The sequence below is a fragment of the Pseudomonas sp. KUIN-1 genome (genome assembly GCF_009176725.1).
GTDB lineage: Bacteria > Pseudomonadota > Gammaproteobacteria > Pseudomonadales > Pseudomonadaceae > Aquipseudomonas > Aquipseudomonas fragariae.
This window is the reverse complement of the sequence record NZ_AP020337.1, coordinates 331,810-358,207: the sequence shown is the minus strand read 5'-3', so window position 1 is coordinate 358,207 and position 26,398 is coordinate 331,810. Positions and strand designations below refer to the sequence as shown.

The window sequence follows — 26,398 nt, the reverse complement described above, 5'->3', positions numbered from 1 at the left end:
CTGGCATTACTTACGTTTTTTAGCACACACCGACACATAAGTACCTTGCCATGTATAAGGCTCTACTGGCAGGCTGACGGAGTCGGTAAGTGGCCAACTTTGATTATCAAAAAAGTGACTGAAATCAACAATATCGAAGCCACTAAGCCATCGATCAAAAAAGCCTTCGCTGTCCTGGATGGACAGCCCGGCTTCTTTATCCCAGATAAACGGCTCTCCCGTGGCTTGAAAGAAACGAGTCAAGTCGGACAACAAGTCCAGAACGATATACCCGCCGGGTTTCACTGCACCGATTATTTTCGGCATGACCTGTTGAAGCTCATCTTTAGTGAAAAAGTGGAGCACTTCAGAACACACCAGTACGTCGTAACCTTCAGGTGCGGGTGTGTAGTTCAGGATATTCGCTTGCTGAAAATTCATGTCCTTTAGCCATGGATTGAGCTGGCGGCTATGTACCGTGCTGTCAACCATGTCCACGCCGCTAAGGCTGTAGCCTTTAATCGCCAAAGCCGCGAGGTTGCGACCGTCTCCGCAGCCAAGCTCCAGCACGTCACCAGGACCATCAGGCAAGTTTGATAAAAACCGTTTTAACTCCTCCCTTAACTCGCCAAACAAAGTACCACTACTGCACGCACTGTACTCGCTGTCGTACCACTTTTTCAGAACGGAACTGTCCACTACTCTCATAGTAACTCCCTGCCTATTTTAGAGGTCAATGTACAACACATTGTTTCGCGCTACCGGCGCGACCTGTAAATACCAGCAATGAGATTATGGACTTTGAAGCGCTGTCGCGAATAGAAGATGGCGATCAAGACAATAGGGCATCATTTAAAATCCATTTTATTATGAGTCGTGTCGCATCCATTTTTAACAGCCTAATAAACGGATTGCAGCGGGCAAAATATTTACACCCAACCCCATTTCCTGTCAAGAAAAATCAAGGTATTGGATCCGGTATTTTGTCAACGACGAATGACAGGATTCATCCATATGAGGGTCTTAGTTCAAAAGTACGAATAGAATAGCGGGCTTGCTCACATCGCTCGATTCATGCACTGAACCTGCTGCACTCAGTGACGCGGGTACTTCAATCGGCTTACTATCGAAGACACTGATACGCCCTCTCCTGTGAACGCGCGGAGAAATATTCATGTACTCGTCGCCAGGATCCTCGACCGCTCTGGTCGCCTTGCTGATAGCTCTGCTCACAGGCTGTAGCGGAGCACCAGGCACTAGCGCGAAAACTGTCGGCGCTACCCAGCCAGGCGAAGGCGGTGTTCCCGCGTTTTACGCATGGACAGATAAAGTGCCGTCAACGCCCGGACGGATGCTGCGCGCCGAGCCACTGACGCCCATTCAGAGCCTTGATAATGCTAGCCAGAATGTCCGTATTTTGTATACCTCCACCGATGGGCTCAACAACCAGCCAGTCGTAGTCTCCGGCGCACTGTTTACTCCCAAGGGCACGCCGCCGAAGGGTGGATGGCCGTTGATGGCGTGGGCGCATGGCACGGTTGGTAGTGCGGATGTCTGCGCGCCTTCTTTTGCCGGGCGCAGTGGTCGCGACACGCGCTATCTGAATGAATGGCTCGGGCGCGGTTACGCGATTGTGGCCACTGACTATGAGGGACTGGGGACGCCGGGGCTGCATCCGTTCGGGCTGAGCAGCCCGCTGGCTTACGGCGTTCTGGACAGCATTCGTGCAGTTCAGAGGGCGGATTTCAATCTGTCTTCGCGGGTTGTTGTGTTTGGTCAGTCGCAGGGCGGTCGTGCGGCGTTTGCGACGGCGGTCTACAAGAAGACTTACGCACCGGAGCTGAATATTGTCGGCGTGGTTGCGACCGGGACGCCGTATCCGATGGCTCAATTGCATGAGAAACATACGGGATCGGATAACTTCCGCGATCAGGTCTCGCCGTCGCTGGCCTACAACCTGTTGCGATTGAGTACCGCCGCGCTGATCAACCCGTTGCTGCATCCCGCCGATTACCTGAGCGACCGCGCGAAGCCCGCGTTTGAAACCAGCCAGCGTGAATGCCTGCAAGCCATCGAGCGCAAGGTGGTCGCGGATGGACTGACGTTCAACAACAGTTTCAAACGTTCACCCGAGAAAGCACTGGATCAGGTCAATCGCCATTCGGACTACCCGACGGTAAAGTCGGACATTCCGGTATTTATCGGTACCGGGGGCAAGGATGTCATCTCACCTGTTCGCAGCCAGATCGCGCTGGTCAAGGACGCGTGCAGGGCAGGCGACCGCATCGAATGGCATTACTACCCGCAACTGGATCACTCCGGCGCAGTGAATGGCTCACTGCCGGACTCGACACGTTTTGTCGAGAAAGCATTTTCGGGGGAGCTTATGACGGGGAATTGTGGGGAGACGAAGAGCGTCGCACGATAGTTGAGGTTATCGTTCCTCACGCTCCAGCGTGGGAATGCCTTGGGTGACGCTCTGCGTCACAAATCTGTGCAGCGTCGCACATTCAGGATCGGACGCGGAGCGTTCAGAACGGCATGCGACGCGGAGCGTCGCATGATAGTTGGAGGAACGAGAGTCAGTGGGTCAGAACGCAGGCAGTACCGCGCCGTCGTACTTCTTGTTGATGAAGTCTTTCACTTCCTGGCTGGTCAGCGCTTTCGACAGTTTCTCGATGGCGTCGGTGTGGGCGTTGTCTTCGCGGGTCACGAGGAAGTTCACGTACGGCGAATCCGAACCCTCGATGATCAGCGCGTCTTTCTTCGGATTGAGCTTGGCTTCCAGCGCGTAGTTGGTATTGATCAGCGCGAGGTCAACCTGGCTCAAGGCGCGTGGCAGTACAGCCGACTCCAGTTCGCGGAACTTGAAATTCTTCGGGTTGCTGGCGATGTCTTTCGGCGTGGACAGTGCGTTTTTCGGATCCTTCAGGGTGATCAGGCCGTTCTTGTCCAACAGGATCAGCGCACGCCCGGCGTTGCTGCCTTCGTTCGGAATGGCAATGGTTGCGCCTTCAGGCAGATCTTTCACGCTCTTGTACTTTTTCGAGTAGCCGCCGAACGGTTCGACATGCACGCCAACGCCGGTTACCAGGTTGGTGCCTTTACCCTTGTTGAAGCCATCCAGGTAAGGCTTGGTCTGGAAGTAGTTGGCATCCAGACGCTTCTCGCTCAACTGGACGTTGGGTTGTACGTAGTCAGTGAAGACCTTGATTTCCAGGTCCACACCTTCCTTGGCCAGCGTCGGCTGGATCAGTTTGAGGATTTCCGCATGCGGTACGGGCGTTGCGCCGACGACCAGCTTTTCACCTGCGTGAGCCAGGCCAATGGAGAACACAGCCGCCAGAGCGGTCAGCAAAAACGTCTTTTTCATGCAATGTCCTTAACGAAATCCGAGAGCGTCATCCAGAAAATGACACCTTATTATTCAATGATTTGCCACAGCTATCCGAACCCTGCGACATCATGCTGACATTACCGGTGTTTTATATTCCGATAAAATACTTTTTAATCGAGTGCTTATGCTTTTTTGCACCAGAAGCTACTGTACCTCATCAAGACCGCGCCGGGACGCGCTCAAGCAGGTAGCCGCGCCAGCTCCGAGGTGACTGTTTCAAGCAATTGCCTGAGCGCGGAAAGCTGCCTGCCATCACTACCGTTGAGCAATAGCTGCGTCTGGCGCTCGATCAGCGTCAACGGATCGGCGATGTCCGGCAGATTGATATCCTGTGCGCGAATTTCATCACCGCTGCTGACCAGCAGGGCGAAGTGAATGACGTTCTCCAGTTCACGGGTATTGCCGGGCCAGCTGTGGGCCTCCAGCGTCCGCTGCGCCTCCTCGCTGATCAGTTGCACCGGCAGGTTCAGACGCTGGCTGTAGATCCCGACAAAATATTCGGCCAACGGCAGGATGTTGCCCGGCTGCTCGCGCAATGCAGGCAGATCGAGGCGGCCCTCGCTCAGGTAATGATAAAGACGCTCGTGGAATTTCCCGGCAGCCACGGCCTGCGCCAGATCGATACTGGTGGCGGCGACCAGACGCACATCGACCGGGCTCGGCTGCTGCGCGCCCACTCGCGTGACTTCGTGATTTTCAAGGGCCGCCAGCAGCTTGACCTGGATCGGCAACGGCAGGTCGCCGATCTCGTCCAGGTACAAGGTGCCGCCATTGGCCGAACCGAACCATCCCGCGCGGCTGCTGACCGTCCCACTGTGGGCTCCGGCGGCATAGCCGAACAATTCGGCATCGGCGTATGTAGGGCTGATGGCACCGCAGTTCACTGAAACGAACAAACCCGAGCGATCACTGCCGCGATGAATGTGCCGGGCCAGCAATTCCTTGCCGGTCCCGGACTCGCCACGGATCAGTACCGGAAGAGAACGGGGAGCCAGTTGCTCCATTTCTTCACGCAACCGGCGCGAGCGTGGATCGATGAACACCAGCGCCTTGGCGCGAATGCTCAGTGGGCTTTTTTCCGCATCGGGAAAGGTCAGCAGCGGCTGGCCGAAGTTTTCGTGAAGGCTCATGACACACTCCCGCCTGAGCCCTTGCGATGGCTCAAGCGTTTAAAAAGACGGGACCCGATGAGTCCGATAAACAAGCTGCCCGGTCATGCACGACGACGCGCGTGTTGCTCCAGACGGTTTTGCAGGCGGTACAGGTAAGCGAAGCCCTGCTCCCAGCGTTGATGGCCAGACTTGACGTTGATATGCCCGGCCTGACTCAAAAAACCTAGCTCGGCGCCCCAATGACGCGCCATCTCCATGGCACGCTGGGAGCTGACCGCAGGGTCGTTGTCAGAGCTGACGATCTGCGTCGGAAACGGCAATAGATCAGTAGGGATCGGCGCGAAATTACGCAATGCAGGCGGGCAATTCGGACGCTCGACGTCGGCCGGTGCCACCAGCAGTGCGCCCTGCACCTGACGCAAGGTTTCCAGCGGCGCGAGTCGAGCCCAGTGCGCGACCGTGACGCAACCCAGGCTGTGCGCGATCAGGATCACTGGCGTGTCATGCGCGGCAATCGTGCGTTGCAACTCACCCACCCAGTCTTCACGACGTGGCTTGAGCCAGTCGGCCTGCTCCACGCGCGTGCTGTTGGGCAGGCTGTTCTGCCAGTGGGTCTGCCAATGATCGTCAGGAGACCCTTGCCAGCCTGGCACGATCAGATACCGGATCGACTCGTTATGCATGGATTCGCCTCCTGCATGTATGCGTTCATGAGACGAGTATAGGGATGGAAGTTATATTCGCTAAGGAATAAGAAGCTATTTATTAATTCCCAAAACGAATATCAGCTGACAGACAAAAAAAGAGGCCACTCCCTGCCTTCGAGGAACGGCCTCTAATAAAAATCACTTTCAGGGCAAAGATTATCCGCACTTCGTTACAGGATTACGACGGCCTCAGGTTGCAGGCACAGTACGCGGACCCTGCTCGTCCGCAGTCAACGGCACTGTGTCGTCATGCTGCGGGACTTCACGGGCAACGTTCCACACCACAATCGCAGCGACGATGTCGAAAATCGCCAGCACCACGAACAGCGGGCTGTAGCCGATTTTGGTGACCAGCACGCCGAACACCATGGTGAATGCCGCCGCCCCGAAAAAGCCGAACATTCCGCCCATCCCGGTCGCCGTAGCCACCTCGTTTTTGCCGAATGAATCCGAGGTGATCGAATACAGCGCGCCCGACAGGGTCTGGTGAGCAAAACCACCGATGCACAACAAGGCAATAGCGGTGTAGGGACTTTCGACCAGCCCGATGCACGCTGGCCCGATCATGCAGGAGCAGCCGAACAGCATGACCATCTTGCGCGAGGTGAACAGCGACACCTTGCAGTACTTGTGGAACAGCGGGCTGAGGTAGCCGCCCAGTACGCAGCCGATGTCAGCCGCCAGAAACGGCAGCCAGGCGAACATCGCGACTTCCTTGATGTTCATGTGGCGCTCGGTCATCAGGTACAGCGGAATCCACGCATTGAAGGTCTGCCAGGCAGGCTCGGAGAGGATTCGCGCCGAGGCAATCGCGTAGAAATTACGGTTTTTGAACAGTCGCTTCCAGCTGCCTTTCTGGGCAGGTGCGTCCTTCAGACGCGCTTCCTGGCCGCTGAGGATGTAGTCACGTTCGGCATCGCCCAGACGCTTCTGATCGCGCGGGTGTTTGTACAGCAGCAGCCACAGGCCGCTCCACACAATGCCCAGACCGCCGACAATCAGAAACGCCAGCTCCCAGCCACTCTGCAGAATGGCCCAGACCACCAGCGGCGGCGCAAGCAATGCGCCGAACGACGAACCGATGTTGAACCAGCCGATGGCGACCGAGCGCTCCTTGGCCGGAAACCATTCAGTGGTCGCCTTGACGCCGGCCGGAAGCCCCGCGGCTTCGGTCAGGCCGAGCATGCCGCGGAAGATCGCCAGACTCTGCCAGCCGGTTGCGAAGGCGGCAGCAGCGCAGGCGGCAGACCAGGCGATGGCGAAAATCGCAAAGCCCATCTTGGTGCCGATCGCATCAATGATGTAGCCCGCCACAGGTTGCATGATGGCGTAGCACAGTTGCCAGGCGACCACGATGTGCGCGTACTGCTCGGTGGAAATGCTCAGCTCGCTCATGAGCGTCGGAGCTGCGACGGACAGTGTGTTGCGTGCCAGGTAGTTGACCACCAGGCCGGCCGTGACCAGCCCCACCATCCACCAACGAATGCCTTTTATCTTCATCTCTTCACCCTGTTTATTTTTAGATTGGCGATGAGCGTCCCGCGGCCAAGGCCGTGAGGCGGCTGGTTTTGTGTAACTTCAGATTACGTTTTCTTCAGAAGACTTTTAGGCGCTTTCTGCCGACGATCATGTGTAAAAACAGATTTTCCGTGCGAGAAGCATGCTTTTATGGCCTGAGAATTCAGACTGGTCATGAGGTTGTTACTCTTTGAATTATTTTTGTGGTTGTAATTTTTTTCGAGTCTTATGTTGTCGTACAACATAGTGAACTTATAGTCATTTGCCATTCCGGTGTCAAATGACAGAAACGCTATGACCTGCTTCAGCAATGGGTCAGGGGAGCATTGAGAATGGGAGATGCATTTTCGCGTCATACGACGACTTTGCAATCAGCGTCTGTACGCAGCTCGTTTGCGCCTATAGGGCATCGCTCAGCGGTTACAGCGCGGGATATTTTCTGCGAGACGGCAAGAAATGCGTCCTGGCACTTGCACAACTGTCACAAATGCTCTCATTCTTGAAGGCGGCGTCAGGCAAGGGAGTTGTCCGGAGAGGCCCTGCCGGCACTGGCCTGATGCTGAAGTCACCTCATGTCAGGAAGAGGCGTGCGCATGCCCGAGCCAAGCAGTCTCGCCAGCTGGACCCCCGCGCTGCGCAAGCAGCTTACTGCCCTGGGTATGGACAGCGATGCGTTGTGCCAGAGCGCGGGCATAGACCTGAATTTGCTCAGTGAACCCGGTGCGCAATTCTCGCCGGATGTCGCCGCTGCGCTTTGGCAACGGGCAGTGCAAGCCAGCCTTGATCCGGCGCTGGGTTTGCGTGTTTCACGCTTTGTCAGCCCGACAGCGTTTCATGCGCTGGGCTATACGCTGGTCGCCAGCGGTTCGCTACGCGAAGTTTTCGAGCGCATCGTACGTTACCGCTCGATGGCCGAGGACTCTCTGGAGCTGGACTTCAGGACAGTCGGCGAGCGTTATGAATTTCGCTTCGGCACGCCGCCCTCCTGTCAGTCACCGGTGCATGAGCTGCTCGATGCATTTGCCGCCATTTACGTACGCACCTGCCGCAATCGGTTAGGCCGGGGCTATGCGCCGCTTGCCGTGCACCTGCAGCGTCCGGCACCCGACGACCCGCGGCCCTGGCACGACCTGTTTCGCTCACCGGTCATGTTTGCGGCGCAGGAGAACTTGCTGGAGTTTGACGGTGATCAATTCGACAGCCACCTGGATGACGGCCCGGTGCAGCTGAACGGCCAGGAATCCCAAGGGGATCCGTTACCGTCACTGATCTGGGAGCAGCGCGTACGCTCGGCCATCGAAACCCTGCTGCCGGACGGCGAGCCCACCGCCCACAGCATCGCCGAAGCCCTGCACCTGAGCACGCGCAGCCTGCAGCGTCATCTGGCGGACGAGGGCTGCTGCTATGACCTGCTGCTCAACCAATGCCGCCAGAACCTGGCGCTGCTGCACATGAACGATCAGCAAAGCTCGCTGAGCGAAATCGCCTACCTGCTGGGTTTTTCCGACACCGACTGCCTGAGCCGCGCCTTCAAACGCTGGACCGGGCTGACACCGGAACAGTACCGTAGCGGCGTGGTGCGCTGATGGGGGGCACACCATCGTGCCCATGCTCAGCGTCCACTCTTGATCAAGCGGCGCTGCGCAGATGGGTGACGCGGAGCGTCACGAAGGGCATTCCCACGCTGGAGCGTAAGGAACGATGGTGCTCTCAAGAACAACGCCTATCGTACCCATGCTCCGCGTGGGTATGCCGTTCTGGACGCTTTGCGTCCTCTACTGATTATGTGACGCAGAGCGTCACGACAGGCATTCCCACGCTGGAGCGTGAGGAACGATAGGTGTCCGGGGGATCGCGGGCGTAACGCGCCCTGAAGAACACCATCGTGCCCATGCTCCGCGTGGGTATGCCGTTCTGGACGCTCTGCGTCCTCTCCTGATTATGTGACGCAGAGCGTCACGACAGGCATTCCCACGCTGGAGCGTGAGGAACGATAGGTGTCCGGGGGATCGCGAGCGTAACGTGCTCTGAAGAACACCATCGTACCCATGCTCCGCGTGGGTATGCCGTTCTGGACGCTCTGCGTCCTCTCCTGATTATGTGACGCAGAGCGTCACGACAGGCATTCCCACGCTGTGGACTGCCCCCCGAAAGTTGGACAGTTTTAGCTCGCCGCCTGAGCCCTGTATTTTACGGGGCTCAAGCCGTTTAGCTTCAGCTTGATGCGGTCATTGTTGTAGTAGCGGATGTACTCATCCAGACCTGCCTTCAGCTCTTCTATGCTTTCAAATCGTTTCAAATAGAAAAACTCGGACTTCAGCGTACCAAAGAAGCTTTCCATTGCGGCATTGTCCAGGCAATTTCCCTTACGCGACATGCTTTGCTTCACGCCCTTGACCGCCAGCTTTTGACGGTACTGCGCGTGTTGATACTGCCAGCCCTGATCCGAGTGCATCACAAGCTTCGGCTCGTCCTGCAACTGCTGGAGAGCCTTGTCCAGCATATTGGTGACCAGCTCAAAGCACGGCCTGGTAGACACTTCGTACGCCACGATCTCACCGTTGTACAGGTCCATCACGGGCGAGAGGTACAGCTTTCGATTGGCCACTTTAAACTCGGTCACATCGGTCACCCATTTCTGGTTCGGGCGTTGCGCCGTGAACTTGCGCTCCAGCAAATTCGGCGCAATTTTCCCGACGGTGCCCTTATAGGAGCGGTACTTCTTGGGTCGCACAACTGATCTCAGGCCCAGTTCAGCCATCAATCGCTCCACAACCTTCTTGTTGACCAACGTGCCTGAGTTGCGAATGACCGCCGTGATACGCCGAGCCCCATAAAGACCTCTCTCCTCGTGATAAACACGCTCTATCTCCTGCTTCAGAGCTGCATCTGGATCGGGTCTGGATTGCACCTGAGCCTGATAGTAAAACGTGCTGCGCGCCAGGCCCGCCAGCGTCAGAAGGGCGCACATCGGAAACCGGTTCCTCAGTTGTTTGACGATCAGGGCTTTTTCTTTTGCCGTCGTTGCTGCTCCTTCAACTCTTCCAACTTTTTTAGGTAAGCGTTCTCCATGCGCAGGTATTCAAGCTCGGCCATTAACTGGTCGCGTGTCTTGTGCGTATCGTCAGCGGTTACGGGTTCGGTGGGATAAGGCTTCTTGGGCATGGCAGCAGGCTTTCTTCTTGTGGGAACACGCGGGGCTAGACCGTCACTGTAATGCTGCTGTTCCCAAATGACTATTTGGCCAGGATCACCAATACCAAAATGCGCTGCGGTCTGGCGAAGCGACAGCCCGTGCTCGCGCTTGTGCTCAAGCACTGAGCGTTTGAAGGCTTTACTGTACCGAAGACCAGGCTTGCGATGGCCTGTGTGCCCATGGCTCTTGTAATTGGCGACCCAGCGTCGAAGCAGGCTGAAATCGATCGAGAACTGACTGGCCACCTTACGAAAGCCGATGTTGCCTTCAAGGTACGCTTTGACGACGGTGAGTTTGAATTGCTCTGAATACTTGGCCATTTGAACACCCCCATTAGGTCGGATTGGTGTCCAACTTCTTGGGGGCAGTCCACTGGAGCGTGAGGAACGATAGGTGTCCGGGGGATCGCGAGCGTAACGCGCCCTGAAGAACACCATCGTACCCATGCTCCGCGTGGGTATGCCGTTCTGGACGCTCTGCGTCCTATCCTGATTATGTGACGTAGAGCGTCACGCGACGCTGAAGCGTGAGGAACGATAGTGCTCTCAAGAACACCGTCGCGCCTGGGCTCCGCGTAGGTATGTTTTGGTTTCTAGCGTGCTTCGATCCGCGCCAGTTCAGGCAGATCCCCCGACAAACCCAGTGCCTCGCGGACGAACAGCGCCTTGGCTTCGGGCATGCGGTTGACCATTTTCAGGCCGGTGTTGCGCAACCAGCGCAAGGGCAGCGGGTCGGCCTGGAACAGGCGTTCGAAGCCTTCCATCGCGGCCATCAGTGCAAGGTTGTGCGGCATGCGGCGGCGCTCGTAGCGGCCCAGCACACGCAGGTCAGACCAGCGCTCGCCGCGCCTTGCGGCATGGGTCAGGACTTCCGCCAGCACTGCGGCGTCGAGAAAACCGAGGTTCACGCCCTGCCCGGCCAGCGGGTGAATGGTGTGGGCCGCATCACCAATCAGTGCCAATCCTCCGGCAACGTACCGCTTGGCGTGACGCTGACGCAGCGGCACACACAGGCGGCTATCGGCAGACAGCACCTGGCCCAGTCGTCCTTCGAATGCCTGCTCCAGTTCGCGGCAGAACAGGTCATCTTCCAGCACCATCAGGCGCTCGGCTTCGGCAGGTGTGACTGACCAGACGATGGAACACCAGTGCTCGCCCTCGCGCTCCAGCGGCAGAAAGGCCAGCGGCCCGTCATCGGTGAAACGCTGCCAGGCGGTTTTCCTGTGGGGATCGGCGGTGCGCACGCTGGTGACGATCGCGTGATGCAGGTAATCCCATTCACGCGTCGGCGTTTCAGTCAGGCGGCGCACGGCGGAATTGGCACCGTCGGCAGCCACCACCAGCGGTGCGCGCAGCTGACGGCCATCAGCCAGAGTCAGCAGCCAGTCATCGCCGGAGTGACGCATCTGTTCAAGCCGCGCATTGGCCAGCAGGCCGATGTCGCTGGCATGCAGACGGTCGAGCAACGCGTCCTGCACCACACGATTCTCGATGATGTGACCGAGCACGTCGGCATGCACGCTGGAGGCCGAGAAGTGAATCTGCCCGGTGCCGCTGCCGTCCCAGACCTGCATATGCGCATACGGGCTGATGCGCCGGGCTGCGATGCCTTCCCACACGCCCAGCCGCTGGAGGATTCGCTGGCTGGCCGCCGACAAGGCGCTGACCCGCGGCTCGAAGCTCGACTGCTGATCAAACGGTTCGACGCTCAGCGGTCCACCGTCGACCACCAGCACATCAAGGCCGCTGTCCTGCAATGCCAAGGCAAGGGCACTGCCGACCATTCCGGCTCCGACAATCAGCACATCTGCGCGCGTTTCCATGGTCAAACCGTTCTCGCTTGCGGCCGAAGCCCTGTGTTTAAAGTGGGTGATTCACACATCGGATCGAGTCCCCAACCCCATGGCCTGGCGGGCAAACCAGCGCTTGGCGGCAGGCAGCAGGTCCAGGCCGAGCAACCCGACGTTACGCCCGGTGGCAACCGCCGACCGGGAGCTGCCGAACAGGCGCGTCACCTTGTCGGAAAAGCCCACGGTCAATTGCTGATCCTGGCGCTGGCGCTCACGGTAGAGCTGCAGCGTCGGCAGCGCACCGGGCGGCGCGTCGCTGTCCAGCAGCGTCTCGGCCAGTGCATCGGCGTCGCGCAAGGACAGATTGAACCCCTGCCCGGCGACCGGATGCAGACTGTGCGCCGCGTTGCCCAGGATCACCAGATGCGAGCGCACCTGCTCTTCGGCTTCGATCAGTGCCAAGGGGTAGACATGCCGGGCACCTACCTGACGCAGCGTGCCCAGGCGATAGCCAAACACGCCCTGCAGCTCTTCCAGAAAACTGCGGTCGTCCAGCTCGGCCAGACGCTGGGTATCGTTGCCCGGACGTGTCCAGACCAACGCACAGCGGTTATCCGGCAATGGCAGCAGCGCCATCGGCCCGTCTTCGGTAAAACGTTCAAACGCCTGCCCGCAGTGAGCTTCGCTCGGCGTGATATTGGCAATCAGCGCATGCTGGTCGTAAGGCCGTTGCCGCACCCCGATACCCAACTGTTCGCGCAGACTGGAACGGCCACCGTCGGCCAGCACGGCCAGGTCGCAGTCCAGTTCGCTGTCGTCACTGAGGCTCAGGCGATAACCATCGGCCAATGGCTGCATGTGTTTGACCTCGGCCGGCACACGCCAACTGACCACATCACGGTCCAGCCCGGCCCACAGAGCCTGACCGAGCCAGGCGTTTTCGACTACATAGCCAAGCGCCGGAACGCCCTCTTCGATCGCAGACAGGCGAGTGGCGCCGAAGCGACCCCGGTCCGACACCTGGATTTGCAGGATCGGCTCGGCGCGTCGGGAAATCTGCTGCCAGAGGCCAAGCCGTTCATAGATGCGTCGCGAGCCGAACGACAGTGCCGAAGAACGCGCATCGTAGCTGGGCTGCCAGGCTTCACCCGGCGCGAAGGGCTCGATGAGCACGATTTTCCAGCCGCGCGCCTTGGCACCGGCCTGCAGCGACAGCGCAAGGCTTGCACCGACCAATCCGCCGCCGACGATGGCGATATTGAAGCGGCTCATACGACCTGTTCCTGTGCAGCCGCCATCAGCGCCTCGATCTCGGCGACGGTCTTGGGCACGCCGCCGGACAGAATTTCACACCCCTGCCTGGTCACAACCACGTCATCCTCGATTCGCACACCAATACCTCGCCATTTCTTCGCGACGTCCAGGTTGTCGGGGGATATGTAAATCCCGGGTTCAACGGTCAGCGTCATGCCAACCTCCAGTACGCGCCACTCGCCGCCGACCTTGTATTCGCCGACGTCATGCACATCCATGCCCAGCCAGTGCCCGGCACGGTGCATGTAAAACATCTTGTAGGCCTCGCTTTCGATCAGCTCGCCGACATCGCCGCGCAGCAGGCCCAGCTCGACCAGCCCGGCGGTAATCACCTTGACCGTCGCCTCGTGTGCCTGGTTCCAGTGTTTGTCAGGCCCGATGGCCGCGAAGGCCGCCTGCTGGGACTTGAGCACCAGCTCGTAGATGGCTTTCTGTTCGGGGGAAAACCTGCCGTTCACCGGGAAGGTACGGGTGATGTCGCTGGCATAGCAGTCGATTTCGCAGCCCGCGTCGATCAACACCAGATCACCGTCCCTGAGCACCGCGTCGTTCTGCTGGTAATGCAGGATGCAACCGTTGCGACCCGAGGCGACGATCGAGCCATAGGCAGGCATCTTCGAACCGCCCTTGCGGAACTCGTAGTCCAGTTCGGCTTCCAGACTGAACTCATGCAACCCCGCGCGGCAGGCCTGCATCGCCCGCACATGGGCCCGCGCGGAAATATCCGCCGCGCAACGCATGACTTTGATTTCCGCGGCGGACTTGTACAGGCGCATATCGTGCAACAGATGGTCCAGCGCCACAAACTCCTTGGGCGGCTGGGCACCGAGGTGCGCCTTGGAGCGAATCACGTTGATCCAGTCCATCAGGTGCCGGTCGAATTCGGGATTGCTGCCCATCGCTGAATACACCCGATCCCGGCCTTCGATCAGGCCGGGCAGGATTTCATCGATGTCATTGATGGGGAACGCATCGTCCGCACCGTACTCGCGGATCGCGCCTTCCTGCCCCGCGCGAAGGCCTTCCCACAGCTCGCGCTCGGGGTTGCGCTCGCGGCAGAACAATACGTACTCACCGTATTCACGACCGGGGATCAGCACCACCACCGCTTCCGGCTCGGGAAAGCCGCTCAGGTACTGAAAGTCGCTGTCCTGCCGATAGACGTGCTCGACGTCACGATTGCGAATGGCAACCGCAGCGGCGGGCAGGATGGCAATGCTGTCCGGCTCCATCTGAGCCATCAGAGCCTTGCGGCGGCGGGCGTACTCGGACTTCGGGATCTGAATCATGGGCAGCGGGCGTCCTGATGGAGTCCACCGGCTCGCGCTGTGGCAAGCGCTGGCCGGTGTCGCAGTGATCGGCTATCAGTGCAGGGAAGGCTTGGGTTGCGGCGCGGACGGCTCGTTGAATTCAGTGAACAGCAGCAGCGGCGCTACACGCATGTACTCCATGACTTCCATGTAGTCGGTTTCGCCGTCTTCGGACTCTTCCAGCGCGTCCTGAACCTGGGCAATCGCCGCCAGATCCTCCAGAACAGCCTTGGCCTCGGTGCCCAGCGGCTTGTCACCAATGTTCAGACCGAAGCCCATCAAAAATCCCTGACACCATTGGCCCAGCGCAGCAGCACGCTCGGTCAGCGGCTCATCGTCGCCCGGCAGCAACAGCACGACGGTCATGTCGTCGCCGGTGAGCTCGCCCTTGACCATCTCTTGCAGGCCGATGAGGGCCTGACGGATATTGGCTTGCGGCTCGGTTTCCAGCAGTTGCGACGCGTCGGCGAACCAGCCTTCGTAGTCGAAACCGGCAGCTGCGCAACTGCGCCCCAGCAACAGGCCATGCAGCTCGGCAGGAGATACCTGGTGACCGCCACTGTTGAGCAGAGTGGCGAACGCTTTGTACGGAGAATTCTGAATGGGCATGGGTAGCTAGTCGCCAAACGGCGCAATGTCTAGAATGAAGGCCTTGTATCCTAGACTATCCGCGCGACAAGATCACCCGGACGGCGGTTCGAGCTTGAGCACAAGCATCGCTCCCCCTGCCATTCATCAGAAAGTATTCAGTGGAAAACAATGGAAGACACCGACCTGCAAGCGCTGATGAAACGTGTGGAGCTGCTCCTGAAGTATGCCGAGCAACTTAAAGGCCAAAACGCACTCTTATTAGCTCAGGAAAAGACCTGGCGCGAGGAACGTGCCCAACTGATTGAAAAAAACGAAATCGCCCGGCAGAAGGTCGAGTCAATGATTTCGCGCCTTAAAGCCCTGGAGCAAGACTCATGAGCAATGGCAACAGCGTTACCGTTCAGATCCTGGACAAGGAATATTCGATCATCTGCCCTCAGGAAGAGCGCACCAACCTGGTCAGCGCCGCCCGCTACCTGGATGGCAAGATGCGTGAGATCCGCAGCAGCGGCAAAGTCATCGGTGCGGATCGCATCGCCGTGATGGCTGCCCTGAACATCACTCACGACCTGCTGCACAAGGAACATCTGCCTGACGTACAGACCAGCGGTTCGACCCGCGAACAGGTCCGCGATCTGCTCGACAAGGTCGATCTGGTGCTGGCGACAGACACGCCCGGCACACCGGATTCAACTCGGGGCTGATTATTGCGGGGCATTTCTGTATACTCGCGCTGCTCCCTGGAGTGCTTGCCAGTCGGTCATGTCCCTGAGCCGATACGCACAACCACGGGGGTTGCACGTTGGGGTTGGTGTGCATGTCCGCTCGACGGAAAGCCTTAAAACCTCCTGCAATCTCCACCTTGAACTTTCGGGTTCAAGGGCTAAACCGACAGCGGTTCGTCGGGGAGTCCATATTCGGTCAGTTGCCAGCCCTGTTGTCTGGCAACGACGACCCCGCTCCGGCTTCAACCTCCTTTCCGGATCAGCCTGCATGACCTCCTGCTCATGATCAGCGCCCAATCACTCACACGTCCACAATTGCGCCGCCAGCTACGCAAGGCACGCAAAGCCCTGAGTCAAAGCCAGCAACGCGCAGCCGCACGGGATATTTACCGTCAACTCGCGCAGCACCCGCTGTTTCGGCGTGCACGACATGTTTCGCTGTACCTGCCGATGGATGGCGAGATCGACCCGCGGCTGTTGCTGCGCGAAGCACAGCGCCGCGGCAAGGCAACGTATCTGCCGGTGCTCAATGCCTGGCCGCGCACCCGCATGGTTTTTCAGCGTGTGCGTCCCGGCGAGACATTCATCCCCAACCGTTTCCGCATCCCCGAGCCGCGCATCGACCGGGCAAGGCAACGCACTATCTGGGCGCTCGACCTGATCCTGATGCCGTTGGTGGGTTTCGATGATGAAGGCGGTCGCCTGGGCATGGGCGGAGGTTTCTACGACCGCAGCCTGGCGTACCTGGCGCGCAGAAAGACCTGGCGCAAACCGCTGTTACTCGGGCTGGCTCATGAATGTCAGAAAGTGGATCGACTGGCGCAGGCCAGTTGGGATGTACCGCTGCACGGCACGCTATCGGATAAAGGCTGGTATGTGACGCAGACTCTCTGATCGTTCAGCCAACAAGGCCATCAACGATCAGAGTACAGGCAGGGCTCAATGCCTGCCGGGGACTTTTTGCTGCTGCTGAGTGATCTCGACGGGAGCGTCGTCCTTGGTGGACCACAAGCTCTGTGCATAACCGGTTGTCACGACACCCAAGCCAAACAGAATAACCAGAATCCAGAGTAAATCAGGCTTGCGTTTCATTGACTGCCCTCCTTAGGCAAATCAATACGATGTCAGCATCGGTTTTGTGTAGGCCGTGCAACAGCGTGGAACTTTGAAGGGCGGCATTTTGCGGTAACGTGAACCAGTACGCAAATAGTGGCGCGAACCGATTGTCGGTTTGTCATCAAACTGTTCGAAACACCGTGAACCTTTTGTCTGTGGAGTGAGCACAATGGCCTATTGGCTGATGAAGTCCGAGCCTGATGAATTCTCGATCAGCGACCTGCAACGACTGGGCAAAGCGCGCTGGGACGGAGTGCGCAACTATCAGGCGCGCAATTTTCTGAGAACCATGGCAGAGGGCGACAAGTTCTTTTTCTATCACTCCAGTTGCCCCGAACCGGGCATCGCCGGTATCGGCAAAGTCGCCAGGTCAGCTTATCCGGACCCCACGGCGCTGGATCCCCAGAGCCACTATCACGACGCCAAGGCCACGGAGGAAAAGAATCCGTGGAGTGCCATCGACGTCGAGTTCGTGGATATCTTCAAACACGTGCTGGGGCTGGGTTATCTCAAGCAACAAAGCCAGCTGGAGCAACTGCCTCTGGTACAAAAAGGCAGCCGGCTCTCGTTCATGCCGGTGACCGCCGAACAATGGGCGGCGATCCTGGCATTGCGCTGACGGCCGTTATTGAACGATGAAGTTATTGAACAGCAAGTCTTCGACAATCGGCTTGCCTTCTTCATCGTTCATGACGCGCTGAACCTGCTTGAGCGCTTCCTGACGAATGTTTTCCTTCGCTTCGGCGCTGCTCATGGAATCGACGGTCTGCTGAGTGAACAGCGACACCAGTTGATTGCGGATCAGTGCGTCATTGCGCTTCACGGCGGCCTCGGCGTCGGCACCGGTTACACGCAAGGCAATGTCGGCCTTGTAGACACGCAGCTTGGGGCCGCCATCGAGTGCGTAGTTACCCACGAACGGAGGCGTCAGCGAGACATAGGCCGCTTTTGGCGGGCCGCCTTCTTCCTTGGCTTCCTCTTGCGCCATGACAGGCAATGACAAGGCCAGCAACATCAGAATCCACGCTTTCACAGTCCACTCCTTAATACGGTTTGCCACGTAGCTTACAGCTTATGTGTGCTTATCAGGCAGGGCCATGCTTGTTGACCCGAGAACCCGCTTAACTGACTTTATCGGCCATTACCGGAAAAGGAATAGCCCGATGAAAGCCCTGTTATGCAAAGCCTTCGGTCCTGCCAGCACACTGGTACTCGAAGACGTGCCCGGCCCCGCGATCAAAAAGAACGAAATTCTGCTCGACGTGCACGCCGCCGGGGTCAACTTTCCCGACACCTTGATCATCGAAGGCAAGTACCAGTTCAAACCACCCTTCCCGTTCTCACCGGGTGGCGAGGCCGCAGGCGTGATAGCCGCCGTCGGGGAAAACGTCAGCCACCTGAAACCTGGCGACCGCGTCATGGCGCTCACCGGCTGGGGCAGCTTTGCCGAGCAGGTCGCCGTTCCCCACTACAACGTGCTGCCGATTCCACTGGGCATGGACTTCACCACGGCGGCCGCATTCAGCATGACCTACGGCACCTCCATGCACGCCCTCACACAACGCGCCCGCCTGCAACCCGGCGAAACCCTGCTGGTGCTCGGTGCATCCGGCGGTGTGGGCCTGGCCGCCGTAGAAATCGGCAAAGCCCTCGGAGCACGCGTGATCGCCGCCGCCAGCAGCGCAGAAAAACTCGAAGTCGCCAGAAACGCAGGCGCCGACGAACTGATCAACTACAGCGAAACCAGCCTCAAGGACGAAATCAAACGCCTCACCAATGGCAACGGCGCCGACGTGATCTACGACCCGGTCGGCGGCGACCTCTTCGACCTGGCCATCCGCAGCATCGCCTGGAACGGTCGCCTGCTGGTCGTCGGCTTCGCCAGCGGCCGCATCCCCGAACTGCCCGTCAATCTGACCCTGCTCAAGGGCGCTTCGGTGGTCGGCGTGTTCTGGGGCTCGTTTGCCCAGCGACAACCGCAGGACAATGCGGCGAACTTCAAGCAGTTGTTTGCGTGGTTTGAAGAAGGGAAATTGACGCCGCTGGTGTCGACGGTTTATCCGCTGGAAAGGGCTGGGGAGGCGATTGATTTGTTGGGTGGGCGCAGGGCTGTGGGGAAAGTGGTGATCGCGTTAAGCGCTGATCTCATAAAGTCATCCCATTAGCCAGAAACACGAGCTTATTAATAAATATGTATATCACTGACACTTAGGAATTAAAACAACATCGCCATACAGACAAGGAGAACTGTATGGCTACACGAAGAAAGCGACAAACAAATATATTACATGACCAGACAAGTGGCACTGTAACCCTAAGTCATGGAAGCTCATCCAAGCCCCAAAACACTGGCTTTTTTGGAGGCAGCTTTACTAATACTGGAGCCTCTAGCAGTAAACGCAGAAGGAGGCGTTTACGGGCGCGAGCACAACAGCAAGCAGCGCAGGCTCAAGCCTATGCTGAAGCTCAAGCGCAGGCAGAGCGTCGGGCTGCAGAAGATGCAGCAGCTCAAGCAAGAGCCCAGGCAGAAGCCTCAGAACGAGCACGTATTGAAGCGCAGGTACGCGCACAGGCCGAAAAAGATCAGGCACATCGACAGGCTCTTGAAACGCTGACAGCGTCCTATCCCTCGTTACAATCTGGATTGGCACAACGCTACTCTCAGGCTTCCGCAGCGCTGCCGAATTCTATTCAAGCAGAAATAGTGTCGAGGCTCGATCTGAATGTCGTCCACTCGGACGAACAGCAACTACGCGACTTGATACTCCAGGAAAAGGCCAGGATAAATTATTTAATTGAATCCAAAGGGTCGTTACTGGACGAGCGTCGCGCTCAGGCTCTGAGTCTCACCGGTCAAGAACTTGACCATGCTACACAAAAAGACCACCTGAACTATCTGGTGTACTACAGCCAGGGTGATCCGCCACGTGTGCAGCAGGCCCATGAAGCGTGGATACAGGCGTTATCTCAGACCTACGAAGCAAAGCTTCTTGCCGAGTCGGTCACGCTGCTCAACGAACAATCAGCAGCGCTTTCCATGCGCCATGCTGAACTGTCGCTGGCCAATAAACCGGCGAGTCAGGATGCACGACAGGCCGCTGGCATCGACAAGCTGTGGTCAGTTATTGCCCCCGCGTCAACCACCACCGCAGCAACAGGCATCAGAACCGTCGCGACCAACATCGCGAAGGATCAACTCATCAGGATTGCAACCAGAACACTGGGCAGCAATCTGGTTACGTTGCTGGCGATGTATCCACAACCGTTGGGCGACGCAGAACTGCCGCCCGCCGTTATCGCCACACCTCTGTCGCAGCTCAACCTGCCGCCGCATATCGATCTGCACTACCTTGCCAGCGTCAAAGGCACGCTGGATGTGCCTCATCGACTGACATCCGATGAAGCTGGCACAAGCGGCGCTGCACGCTGGGTAGCTACGGACGGTGTGGAAGTTGGTACCAAGGTTCGCGTAAGAACTTTCACCTATAACGCACAGAACAATTCCTACGAGTTTATCCGTGACGGGGAATCGACACCGGCACTGATATGGACGCCAATAGCACGACCGGCGGACAGCTCGACAAGCTCACCCGCAGGACCACCCGCTTTGCCGGTAGATCCAGGCAACGTGGTGACACCTTTTGTACCCGAGCTTGAAGCTTACCCGGCGATTGATCGAGATGATCCTGATGATTACATTCTCATATCGCCGATTGATTCAGGGCTGCCGAATAGCTACCTGCTGTTCAAGGACCCGAGGTCGATTCCGGGGGTTGCGAGTGGGTATGGTGAAGCGGTCAATGGAGTTTGGCTAGGGGACAAAACTCGGGCAGAGGGCGCATCAATTCCGGCGCATATCGCAGATCAATTGCGTGGACGACGATTTGGTAATTTTGACTCACTGAGGAAAGCAACCTGGATAGCCGTAGCCAATGATCCCGAGTTAGTTAAACAGTTTACTCAACATAACCTTGAAATAATGCGAGATGGCGGTGCGCCATACCCAAGGCTAGTCGACCAAGCTGGGGGCCGTACAAAATTTGAAATCCACCATAAAAAACATATTGCAAACGGAGGTGCAGTGTACGACATCGACAACTTGGTTATCATGACCCCAAGACAACATATTGACCATCACAGGAGCCATGAGAATGATCTTTAAAGAAAAGATAGAAGATTATACCGAAGAAGAGTTCCTGGAGTTTTTGAAAGGGCTCTCTTCCGAATACAGCCAACTTCATGGAGATGAGTTTATTAAACATATGGATCGCTCAGTTGAGCATTTTGTAAAAATAACAGAACACCCGGCACAAACAGACGTAATATTTTATCCCGAAGAAGGCCAGGAAGATACTCCCGAGGGCATTCTAAAAGTAATCAAAGAATGGCGAGCAAAAAATGGCAAGCCAGGATTCAAAAGTTAAACACTTAACGCATTCTCATATTAACCAATATAAAAAGGAAATCGTCTATGGAAGAACTACATCATCACCTGCAACAATTACGTGGCGATCTACAAGCCGAGATTGCAGCTTACGTCGGCGACTGGAGCGGGATGAACTATTTAGAAATAGCCGACAAACACATACATGCCGCAAACCATCTGATCAGCAGTAAACGAGCACATCTGCAGCCGGGATATATCGAGCTTGCCAATACGCCTAAGGAAAACATACGAGTTGCGCCGGGGAACGGCGGCCTTGCGGATTTGGTAGCCGAAGCGAGATATTTCTTAGACAGCATTCTTGGTTTGGAGAACTTCAAGCGCAGCATCGAAGACCTATTTGCCAGGCTATTAGAACTTGATCGCCAACACGCTGAGCGCCTTGCCCTGGAAGCCCGAGCCGAAGAAGCCGCGCGCGCAAGAGCCGAGGCGGAAGAGGCGGCTCGCCGACTCGCGGAAGAACAGGCTGCGCAGCAGCGAGCCATAGAAGCAGCATTCCAGCTTGCACAGCGTCAGGTCGAAGAAGCCGAGCACGCATTGGCCCTACGCAACGCCGAGGAAGCTCGCGCTAAAGAGGCCGAATCCAACCGAGCGATAGAGATGACGTTCGGGCCTGAGGCGTCGCGAGAAATCGATAATGCGATCAAGGTGCTGAGAGGCACTATCGAAATCGCGATCACCGACTTCTCGAATGCGATCAGCGCTCACGGGGCGCTTGACATGAGTCAGCTTGAAGCGATTCAAAATATGAGCGCGACTCACTAACCGCTCACCAACAGTGCCGGTGCCAACGCATTAACGCGTTGGCCCCGGCACTTCGCTGACGCGCCCCACCCTTACAGCGCCTTTCTCACATTTTTCGGCAAATAATCCACCTATCTGCGCATCGGATTATCTCGGCACTTGCCGACAATGTTTGGTACTGCCTCCAGCAGCTCATTTACATTCATGCAGCGCCTTACTGCTTCTGCCCTGCATTTATCGTAGCAAGGTGAAACACTCAGGCATAGCTAGTACATTTGATAGTAGTCGGATGCCTCTACTACGGAGAGTATGGATATGCATCATTTTCGATGCGAAGGGAGGTGTACAATGGACCAGTATGAAATCGAAAACGTTATTCAATCAGCTATTCATGGATGGTTTCGCCTTGATGTAGATCTAGACTATGGAAGCACAGCTGCAGCCATGAGTAAGATCACCAGGGAAACCAGTTTTTCCGATCTGAGCAAGGAGTACAAGCCTCTGGATAAAAACAAGCTTTTAGCTTCAGTATTTACCAGCATGATCCAAAAAAGGCTCGACATCCCTGATCGTTTCAAAAAATTTTACGTAGACCAACTCGCGGATGCAGGCATTTTTGTAGGGAACGTTATTAACAAAAATATCCCTAACTATCCCAGTACTACGGTTGATGCCGCCTACCTTGAGGACGCTGTTAATAGCGAACTTGAGTATGCCGTTGTGAAAGGCATCGAGTTCACTCCCGATGTTGACACCGAGATCGCAAACGCAAAAACTATTGGCGAGCTGGCTGCGATGATAGCGAAGCCCTGATAATCCAGCTCATTTCGCCCTGGACCAAACTCTTAAACTCAGTAGTCCGAGTTAATCTATGGGCTTTAACGTTTGGCATGTACTGACTATTAATCAGCTTGAAGCGATTCAGAATATGAGCGCCGCTCACTGATCATTTCTCTGAGGGTGTCGGACTCGAGGCAGCAATGCTTTGAGTCCGGAACCACACGATAGACCTGACATTCTCCGGCAAATGATCCACCTACCTGGAGGTCGGATCATTTTGGTAACTGACGACAATATCCGGTTCAGACCTCCAGACTGAAACTCGTTCAAAAGCAGGGGGATTACCTGAACTGTGGGAGCGAGCTTGCTCGCGAAGGCGCACTCACAGAGCAGTAAACCTTTTCGTTTCAATGCTTGGTCATTCGGCTCTTGAGACTCTGAGTTCAATCTTGAATGTGCGTCGTGGCGCAAACTGTGACGCTGATCCCTACAGAAGGGATTCCCGCTGACGCGTGCGAAACGAGAGATATCCGTCGGCTGTACCGGCCCCTTCGTGAGCAAGCTCACTCCCACAAGTACGCGGCGCTCACGACGACCATGATCAATACAACCCAGCACGCAGCTCATTCGCCGCACTCCGCTTGCTCGGCCAACCCGACGATCAACGTCTTGATCGGCGCTGGCAGATAATCGCCGTACAGACGATCGGGATTGCTTCGGCAATTGCTGACCATCATCGGTATCGCGGCGCCCAGTTGCTCAAGCAGGACCTGGCGCAGGGGCTCGCTGCGCAGGTGGGCAACATGGCTGCCGAACAGCGCCTGCCCGGTGTACCAGAACACGTCGACCTTACTCAGTGGTTCCTTGGGATAGTCCTGGCGGGCGGATTTCACTTCGTGGTTCAGGTAGCCGCAGCGGATGTTTCCCAGGCCCACGGTCACTTCGGTGTTGAAGCGCCGATAGCCGTGGGAACCAAAAATGACGGGCACGGTGATCGTGGTCATGGGCGGCGCGCCGACTGTTCCGACCCAGGGTTTATAGCGCCATTGGCGGAGTGCCTGCTCCACCGCTGCGGCGAGCTGCGGATGCCCGCTCTCGACGGCCCGGACTTCACGAACCTGCCCATCGGACTTGATCCACAACTGGGCGCGGACTTTGCCTGCATAGCGGGTCTTGACCAGCTCAGGCGGAAAAACCGGTGTCGGCGTGTATATCGGCACCAGAAATGGCTCTGCAGCGCCGACGTGAGCGGCCAGTGCTGCGGTAATCATGAACGCGGTCATTCTCATTGTTGTAGGGGCTCATCGTCGTGGTGCACCTCCAGGGCGCGGTGATGACGATGGTATGAACCTGCCGACACATCAGTCAGCACACGACTTCCGATACGCCTGTAGGATCCATCCCAAATACTTGAAACACCTGTAAACATTTACGCAATGTTCGTAAAACAACAGCTGATTGCCTGCATTTCCTACAAAGAATCAGCCCGAAGGCACTGCTTTTTTCTGTAATGAAAATGTAATATTCGCATTCGCAAAAACAACAATAATCAGGAGCTTCTCCATGTTTGGGTTTTTCCGTCCTGCCAGGCATCAGGCACCCCTTCCCGAAGAAAAGGTCGACAGCACCTATCGGCGTCTGCGCTGGCAGATCTTCGCAGGCATCTTTATCGGCTATGCGGGTTACTACCTGCTGCGCAAGAATTTCTCGCTGGCGATGCCGTATCTGATCGACGAAGGCTACACGCGTGGCCAGCTGGGCGTGGCGATGTCTGCCATTGCCATTGCCTACGGCTTGTCGAAATTCCTCATGGGCATCGTTTCGGATCGCTCCAACCCGCGTTACTTCCTGCCGTTCGGCCTGCTGGTCTCTGCCGGGATCATGTTCATCTTCGGCTTCGCGCCGTGGGCGACGTCCAGTGTCACGATCATGTTCGTGCTGCTGTTCATCAATGGCTGGGCACAGGGCATGGGCTGGCCGCCGAGCGGGCGGACAATGGTCCACTGGTGGTCGCAGAAAGAGCGCGGCGGTGTGGTGTCGGTGTGGAACGTGGCGCACAACGTCGGCGGCGGCCTGATCGGCCCGCTGTTCCTGCTCGGCATGGGCTGGACCAACGACTGGCATGCGGCGTTCTACGTGCCGGCGGCGGTTGCGTTGCTGGTCGCGGTGTTCGCCTTCGCGACCATGCGTGACACCCCGCAATCGGTCGGCCTGCCGCCTATCGAGCACTACAAGAACGATTACCCGGAAGGCTACGATGCCAGCCACGAGGAAGAATTCAGCGCCCGGGAAATCTTCGTCAAGTATGTGCTGCGCAACAAGTTCCTGTGGTACATCGCCATGGCCAACGTGTTCGTTTACCTGCTGCGCTATGGCGTGCTGGACTGGGCACCGACCTATCTGAAAGAAGCCAAACACTTCACGGTCGACAAGACTTCCTGGGCGTATTTCCTCTACGAGTGGGCGGGCATTCCGGGCACGCTGCTGTGCGGCTGGATGTCGGACAAGATCTTCAAGGGCAATCGCGGCCTGACCGGCATGGTGTTCATGTTTCTGGTGACCATCGCCACGCTGGTGTACTGGCTGAACCCTGAAGGCAATCCGACCGTCGACATGATCGCGCTGGTGTCCATCGGTTTCCTGATCTACGGACCGGTGATGCTGATCGGCCTGCAGGCTCTGGAACTGGCACCGAAGAAGGCAGCAGGCACGGCCGCCGGCTTTACCGGGCTGTTCGGCTATCTGGGCGGGTCGGTCGCGGCCAGCGCAGCGATGGGCTACACGGTTGACCACTTCGGCTGGGATGGCGGCTTCGTGCTGTTGATCGGCGCGTGCATTCTGGCGATGGTGTTCCTTGCGCCGACGCTGCGGCACAAACAGGTCGCCAGCACATCTCGCGACACCAAAGGCTGATCAGGCAGTCTCTGACTTGCAGCGCTTGAGCCGCGCCTCCAGATTCAGGTCTGGCATGGCGTGGCTACGCAGGGCCTTGGCGGTCTGCTCGACGTACTCGCGGGTGGTTCCATAGCGCCCTCTGGCGCTGGCGAGCACCTGGCTCAGCACGCTGTCCGGCAGGTTGCCTGCGTAGCTGGGCAGATGCCGCTCCAGCACAAAGCCCAGGGCCTGTACCTTCCGGCCATCTTCAAGGCGACAATTGAGCCAGTGCGGGCGATACGAGGGGTACGGCATCTCGCGCTCCCACAAGGCCAGCAGTGATTTTTCCAGGCATTCATCCGGCAGACGATACGCGAAGCCGGTGCATGAACCGCCACGGTCCAGACCGAATACCAGCCCCGGCACTTCCGGCGTGCCACGGTGTTCGTGCGACCAGAGGTAAAGTCCGCGGTGATAACCGTGCACTCGGGCGCGCTGGCTCTCCACGGCGGTGCACTCGGGACGCCAGATCAGTGAACCATAGGCGAACAGCCAGACCGGGCCGCCCTTGTGACGACGCATGGTGGCGTTCATGGATGCGAGCAGTTGCTCGCGGGTAAGCTGTGGGCCCATATCGATAACGGGCGGATACGTCAGGCCAAGACCGTCATGCACTGCAGCGGCCAACTCGTTGATTGGATTCTCCATTTGCCTCCCTGACAGTCTGACTGCCAGTTTTTACCGAGCCCCGCCGACTCGCTCGTGGTTGAGCGGCATCAGGGTGTCGTGGTTCGGTTGTTGC

General features: G+C 57.5%; 26 protein-coding genes and 1 other RNA gene. 13 read left to right on the top strand and 14 right to left on the bottom strand.

The window, feature by feature from the left end; all coding sequences use genetic code 11:
* Positions 1-6: 6 nt before the first annotated feature.
* Complete coding sequence (locus KUIN1_RS01795) at positions 7-687, bottom strand: class I SAM-dependent methyltransferase (RefSeq protein ID WP_152091793.1); 681 nt, start codon at positions 685-687, stop codon at positions 7-9.
* Between the two features lie 466 nt (positions 688-1,153).
* Here KUIN1_RS01795 and KUIN1_RS01785 point away from each other — a divergent pair, with 466 nt between their 5' ends.
* Complete coding sequence (locus KUIN1_RS01785) at positions 1,154-2,407, top strand: lipase family protein (RefSeq protein ID WP_032655436.1); 1,254 nt, start codon at positions 1,154-1,156, stop codon at positions 2,405-2,407.
* Between the two features lie 162 nt (positions 2,408-2,569).
* Here the strand turns inward: KUIN1_RS01785 and KUIN1_RS01775 are convergent, their stop codons facing one another.
* The 4 genes from KUIN1_RS01775 to KUIN1_RS01760 form a co-directional block, all read right to left on the bottom strand.
* Complete coding sequence (locus KUIN1_RS01775) at positions 2,570-3,352, bottom strand: MetQ/NlpA family ABC transporter substrate-binding protein (RefSeq protein WP_003403204.1); 783 nt, start codon at positions 3,350-3,352, stop codon at positions 2,570-2,572.
* Positions 3,353-3,555: 203 nt separating this feature from the next.
* Entirely contained in the window at positions 3,556-4,506 is a 951-nt protein-coding gene (locus KUIN1_RS01770) for a sigma 54-interacting transcriptional regulator (protein WP_024639271.1), read from the bottom strand.
* A gap of 83 nt (positions 4,507-4,589) precedes the next feature.
* Positions 4,590-5,171, bottom strand: coding sequence for an alpha/beta hydrolase (locus KUIN1_RS01765; protein WP_011266323.1), 582 nt, complete (start codon positions 5,169-5,171; stop codon positions 4,590-4,592).
* A gap of 213 nt (positions 5,172-5,384) precedes the next feature.
* Positions 5,385-6,668: an MFS transporter gene (locus KUIN1_RS01760; RefSeq protein WP_057457430.1), complete on the bottom strand. Its 1,284-nt coding sequence runs from the start codon at positions 6,666-6,668 to the stop codon at positions 5,385-5,387.
* Positions 6,669-7,306: 638 nt separating this feature from the next.
* Here KUIN1_RS01760 and KUIN1_RS01755 point away from each other — a divergent pair.
* Complete coding sequence (locus tag KUIN1_RS01755; RefSeq protein WP_152091792.1) at positions 7,307-8,299, top strand: AraC family transcriptional regulator; 993 nt, start codon at positions 7,307-7,309, stop codon at positions 8,297-8,299.
* Positions 8,300-8,877: 578 nt separating this feature from the next.
* Here the strand turns inward: KUIN1_RS01755 and KUIN1_RS01730 are convergent.
* From KUIN1_RS01730 to KUIN1_RS01710, 5 genes are all read right to left on the bottom strand, one after another.
* Positions 8,878-10,229, bottom strand: a protein-coding gene (locus KUIN1_RS01730) for an IS3 family transposase (protein ID WP_096127119.1) whose coding sequence is annotated in 2 segments (ribosomal slippage) — positions 8,878-9,770 and positions 9,770-10,229 — 1,353 coding nt in all. Because the reading frame shifts where the segments join, the coding sequence is not laid out codon by codon here.
* Positions 10,230-10,501: 272 nt separating this feature from the next.
* Positions 10,502-11,731, bottom strand: coding sequence for a 2-octaprenyl-3-methyl-6-methoxy-1,4-benzoquinol hydroxylase (locus KUIN1_RS01725; protein ID WP_011266320.1), 1,230 nt, complete (start codon positions 11,729-11,731; stop codon positions 10,502-10,504).
* Positions 11,732-11,782: 51 nt separating this feature from the next.
* Entirely contained in the window at positions 11,783-12,970 is a 1,188-nt protein-coding gene (gene ubiH / locus KUIN1_RS01720; protein WP_011266319.1) for a 2-octaprenyl-6-methoxyphenyl hydroxylase, read from the bottom strand.
* Complete coding sequence (gene pepP / locus KUIN1_RS01715) at positions 12,967-14,301, bottom strand: Xaa-Pro aminopeptidase (protein ID WP_024640253.1); 1,335 nt, start codon at positions 14,299-14,301, stop codon at positions 12,967-12,969. The genes ubiH and pepP overlap by 4 nt, the downstream gene beginning before the upstream one ends.
* 75 nt (positions 14,302-14,376) lie before the next feature.
* Positions 14,377-14,931: a YecA/YgfB family protein gene (locus tag KUIN1_RS01710; protein ID WP_024641261.1), complete on the bottom strand. Its 555-nt coding sequence runs from the start codon at positions 14,929-14,931 to the stop codon at positions 14,377-14,379.
* 150 nt (positions 14,932-15,081) lie between these two features.
* Here KUIN1_RS01710 and KUIN1_RS01705 point away from each other — a divergent pair, with 150 nt between their 5' ends.
* The 4 genes from KUIN1_RS01705 (at position 15,082) to KUIN1_RS01690 (ending at position 16,532) form a co-directional block, all read left to right on the top strand.
* Positions 15,082-15,291 (top strand): TIGR02449 family protein, encoded by a 210-nt coding sequence (locus KUIN1_RS01705; protein ID WP_002551573.1) that lies wholly within the window; start codon positions 15,082-15,084, stop codon positions 15,289-15,291.
* On the top strand, positions 15,288-15,617 hold the full coding sequence (locus KUIN1_RS01700) for a cell division protein ZapA (RefSeq protein WP_003317331.1): 330 nt from the start codon (positions 15,288-15,290) through the stop codon (positions 15,615-15,617). Before KUIN1_RS01705 ends, KUIN1_RS01700 begins: the two co-directional genes overlap by 4 nt.
* Positions 15,618-15,647: 30 nt before the next feature.
* A non-coding RNA gene (gene ssrS, locus KUIN1_RS01695) (6S RNA) lies at positions 15,648-15,826 on the top strand.
* Between the two features lie 94 nt (positions 15,827-15,920).
* The gene (locus tag KUIN1_RS01690; RefSeq protein WP_116887013.1) at positions 15,921-16,532 is read left to right on the top strand and encodes a 5-formyltetrahydrofolate cyclo-ligase; all 612 of its coding nucleotides are present in this window, start codon (positions 15,921-15,923) and stop codon (positions 16,530-16,532) included.
* A 45-nt stretch (positions 16,533-16,577) separates the two neighbouring features.
* Here the strand turns inward: KUIN1_RS01690 and KUIN1_RS01685 are convergent, their stop codons facing one another.
* Positions 16,578-16,730: a hypothetical protein gene (locus KUIN1_RS01685; protein ID WP_003317333.1), complete on the bottom strand. Its 153-nt coding sequence runs from the start codon at positions 16,728-16,730 to the stop codon at positions 16,578-16,580.
* Between the two features lie 193 nt (positions 16,731-16,923).
* Here KUIN1_RS01685 and KUIN1_RS01680 point away from each other — a divergent pair, with 193 nt between their 5' ends.
* A complete protein-coding gene (locus KUIN1_RS01680) occupies positions 16,924-17,373 on the top strand; it encodes an EVE domain-containing protein (RefSeq protein ID WP_152091791.1) in 450 nt (149 codons plus the stop codon).
* Positions 17,374-17,379: 6 nt separating this feature from the next.
* Here KUIN1_RS01680 and KUIN1_RS01675 read toward each other — a convergent pair whose 3' ends face one another.
* On the bottom strand, positions 17,380-17,787 hold the full coding sequence (locus KUIN1_RS01675; RefSeq protein ID WP_003403230.1) for a flagellar basal body-associated protein FliL: 408 nt from the start codon (positions 17,785-17,787) through the stop codon (positions 17,380-17,382).
* 130 nt (positions 17,788-17,917) lie between these two features.
* Here KUIN1_RS01675 and KUIN1_RS01670 point away from each other — a divergent pair, with 130 nt between their 5' ends.
* The 5 genes from KUIN1_RS01670 (at position 17,918) to KUIN1_RS27865 (ending at position 22,755) form a co-directional block, all read left to right on the top strand.
* On the top strand, positions 17,918-18,919 hold the full coding sequence (locus KUIN1_RS01670; RefSeq protein ID WP_116887012.1) for an NADPH:quinone oxidoreductase family protein: 1,002 nt from the start codon (positions 17,918-17,920) through the stop codon (positions 18,917-18,919).
* Positions 18,920-19,005: 86 nt separating this feature from the next.
* A complete protein-coding gene (locus tag KUIN1_RS01665) occupies positions 19,006-20,916 on the top strand; it encodes an S-type pyocin domain-containing protein (protein WP_116887011.1) in 1,911 nt (636 codons plus the stop codon).
* The gene (locus KUIN1_RS01660; RefSeq protein ID WP_011266311.1) at positions 20,906-21,178 is read left to right on the top strand and encodes a bacteriocin immunity protein; all 273 of its coding nucleotides are present in this window, start codon (positions 20,906-20,908) and stop codon (positions 21,176-21,178) included. Before KUIN1_RS01665 ends, KUIN1_RS01660 begins: the two co-directional genes overlap by 11 nt.
* Positions 21,179-21,225: 47 nt before the next feature.
* Positions 21,226-21,963: a hypothetical protein gene (locus tag KUIN1_RS01655; RefSeq protein ID WP_054092357.1), complete on the top strand. Its 738-nt coding sequence runs from the start codon at positions 21,226-21,228 to the stop codon at positions 21,961-21,963.
* A 327-nt stretch (positions 21,964-22,290) separates the two neighbouring features.
* A complete protein-coding gene (locus KUIN1_RS27865; protein ID WP_232060011.1) occupies positions 22,291-22,755 on the top strand; it encodes a hypothetical protein in 465 nt (154 codons plus the stop codon).
* A gap of 590 nt (positions 22,756-23,345) precedes the next feature.
* Here KUIN1_RS27865 and KUIN1_RS01645 read toward each other — a convergent pair.
* On the bottom strand, positions 23,346-24,011 hold the full coding sequence (locus KUIN1_RS01645) for an energy transducer TonB (RefSeq protein ID WP_430624539.1): 666 nt from the start codon (positions 24,009-24,011) through the stop codon (positions 23,346-23,348).
* 274 nt (positions 24,012-24,285) lie between these two features.
* On the opposite strand from KUIN1_RS01645, the gene glpT reads away from it, so the two are divergent.
* Positions 24,286-25,635 carry a glycerol-3-phosphate transporter gene (glpT, locus tag KUIN1_RS01640; protein WP_003403247.1) on the top strand — a complete coding sequence of 450 codons (1,350 nt, stop codon included), beginning with the start codon at positions 24,286-24,288 and terminating at the stop codon, positions 25,633-25,635.
* Here glpT and KUIN1_RS01635 read toward each other — a convergent pair whose 3' ends face one another.
* Positions 25,636-26,304 (bottom strand): gamma-glutamylcyclotransferase, encoded by a 669-nt coding sequence (locus KUIN1_RS01635; RefSeq protein WP_003403249.1) that lies wholly within the window; start codon positions 26,302-26,304, stop codon positions 25,636-25,638.
* Positions 26,305-26,398 lie beyond the last annotated feature (94 nt).

Coding starts and splice junctions, on each gene's coding strand:
- KUIN1_RS01795 (WP_152091793.1), bottom strand. CDS start 687: ATGAGAGTAGTGGACAGTTCCGTTCTGAAAAAGTGGTACGACAGCGAG.
- KUIN1_RS01785 (WP_032655436.1), top strand. CDS start 1,154: ATGTACTCGTCGCCAGGATCCTCGACCGCTCTGGTCGCCTTGCTGATA.
- KUIN1_RS01775 (WP_003403204.1), bottom strand. CDS start 3,352: ATGAAAAAGACGTTTTTGCTGACCGCTCTGGCGGCTGTGTTCTCCATT.
- KUIN1_RS01770 (WP_024639271.1), bottom strand. CDS start 4,506: ATGAGCCTTCACGAAAACTTCGGCCAGCCGCTGCTGACCTTTCCCGAT.
- KUIN1_RS01765 (WP_011266323.1), bottom strand. CDS start 5,171: ATGCATAACGAGTCGATCCGGTATCTGATCGTGCCAGGCTGGCAAGGG.
- KUIN1_RS01760 (WP_057457430.1), bottom strand. CDS start 6,668: ATGGTGGGGCTGGTCACGGCCGGCCTGGTGGTCAACTACCTGGCACGC.
- KUIN1_RS01755 (WP_152091792.1), top strand. CDS start 7,307: ATGCCCGAGCCAAGCAGTCTCGCCAGCTGGACCCCCGCGCTGCGCAAG.
- KUIN1_RS01725 (WP_011266320.1), bottom strand. CDS start 11,731: ATGGAAACGCGCGCAGATGTGCTGATTGTCGGAGCCGGAATGGTCGGC.
- ubiH (WP_011266319.1), bottom strand. CDS start 12,970: ATGAGCCGCTTCAATATCGCCATCGTCGGCGGCGGATTGGTCGGTGCA.
- pepP (WP_024640253.1), bottom strand. CDS start 14,301: ATGATTCAGATCCCGAAGTCCGAGTACGCCCGCCGCCGCAAGGCTCTG.
- KUIN1_RS01710 (WP_024641261.1), bottom strand. CDS start 14,931: ATGCCCATTCAGAATTCTCCGTACAAAGCGTTCGCCACTCTGCTCAAC.
- KUIN1_RS01705 (WP_002551573.1), top strand. CDS start 15,082: ATGGAAGACACCGACCTGCAAGCGCTGATGAAACGTGTGGAGCTGCTC.
- KUIN1_RS01700 (WP_003317331.1), top strand. CDS start 15,288: ATGAGCAATGGCAACAGCGTTACCGTTCAGATCCTGGACAAGGAATAT.
- KUIN1_RS01690 (WP_116887013.1), top strand. CDS start 15,921: ATGATCAGCGCCCAATCACTCACACGTCCACAATTGCGCCGCCAGCTA.
- KUIN1_RS01685 (WP_003317333.1), bottom strand. CDS start 16,730: ATGAAACGCAAGCCTGATTTACTCTGGATTCTGGTTATTCTGTTTGGC.
- KUIN1_RS01680 (WP_152091791.1), top strand. CDS start 16,924: ATGGCCTATTGGCTGATGAAGTCCGAGCCTGATGAATTCTCGATCAGC.
- KUIN1_RS01670 (WP_116887012.1), top strand. CDS start 17,918: ATGAAAGCCCTGTTATGCAAAGCCTTCGGTCCTGCCAGCACACTGGTA.
- KUIN1_RS01665 (WP_116887011.1), top strand. CDS start 19,006: ATGGCTACACGAAGAAAGCGACAAACAAATATATTACATGACCAGACA.
- KUIN1_RS01660 (WP_011266311.1), top strand. CDS start 20,906: ATGATCTTTAAAGAAAAGATAGAAGATTATACCGAAGAAGAGTTCCTG.
- KUIN1_RS01655 (WP_054092357.1), top strand. CDS start 21,226: ATGGAAGAACTACATCATCACCTGCAACAATTACGTGGCGATCTACAA.
- KUIN1_RS27865 (WP_232060011.1), top strand. CDS start 22,291: ATGGACCAGTATGAAATCGAAAACGTTATTCAATCAGCTATTCATGGA.
- KUIN1_RS01645 (WP_430624539.1), bottom strand. CDS start 24,011: ATGAGAATGACCGCGTTCATGATTACCGCAGCACTGGCCGCTCACGTC.
- glpT (WP_003403247.1), top strand. CDS start 24,286: ATGTTTGGGTTTTTCCGTCCTGCCAGGCATCAGGCACCCCTTCCCGAA.
- KUIN1_RS01635 (WP_003403249.1), bottom strand. CDS start 26,304: ATGGAGAATCCAATCAACGAGTTGGCCGCTGCAGTGCATGACGGTCTT.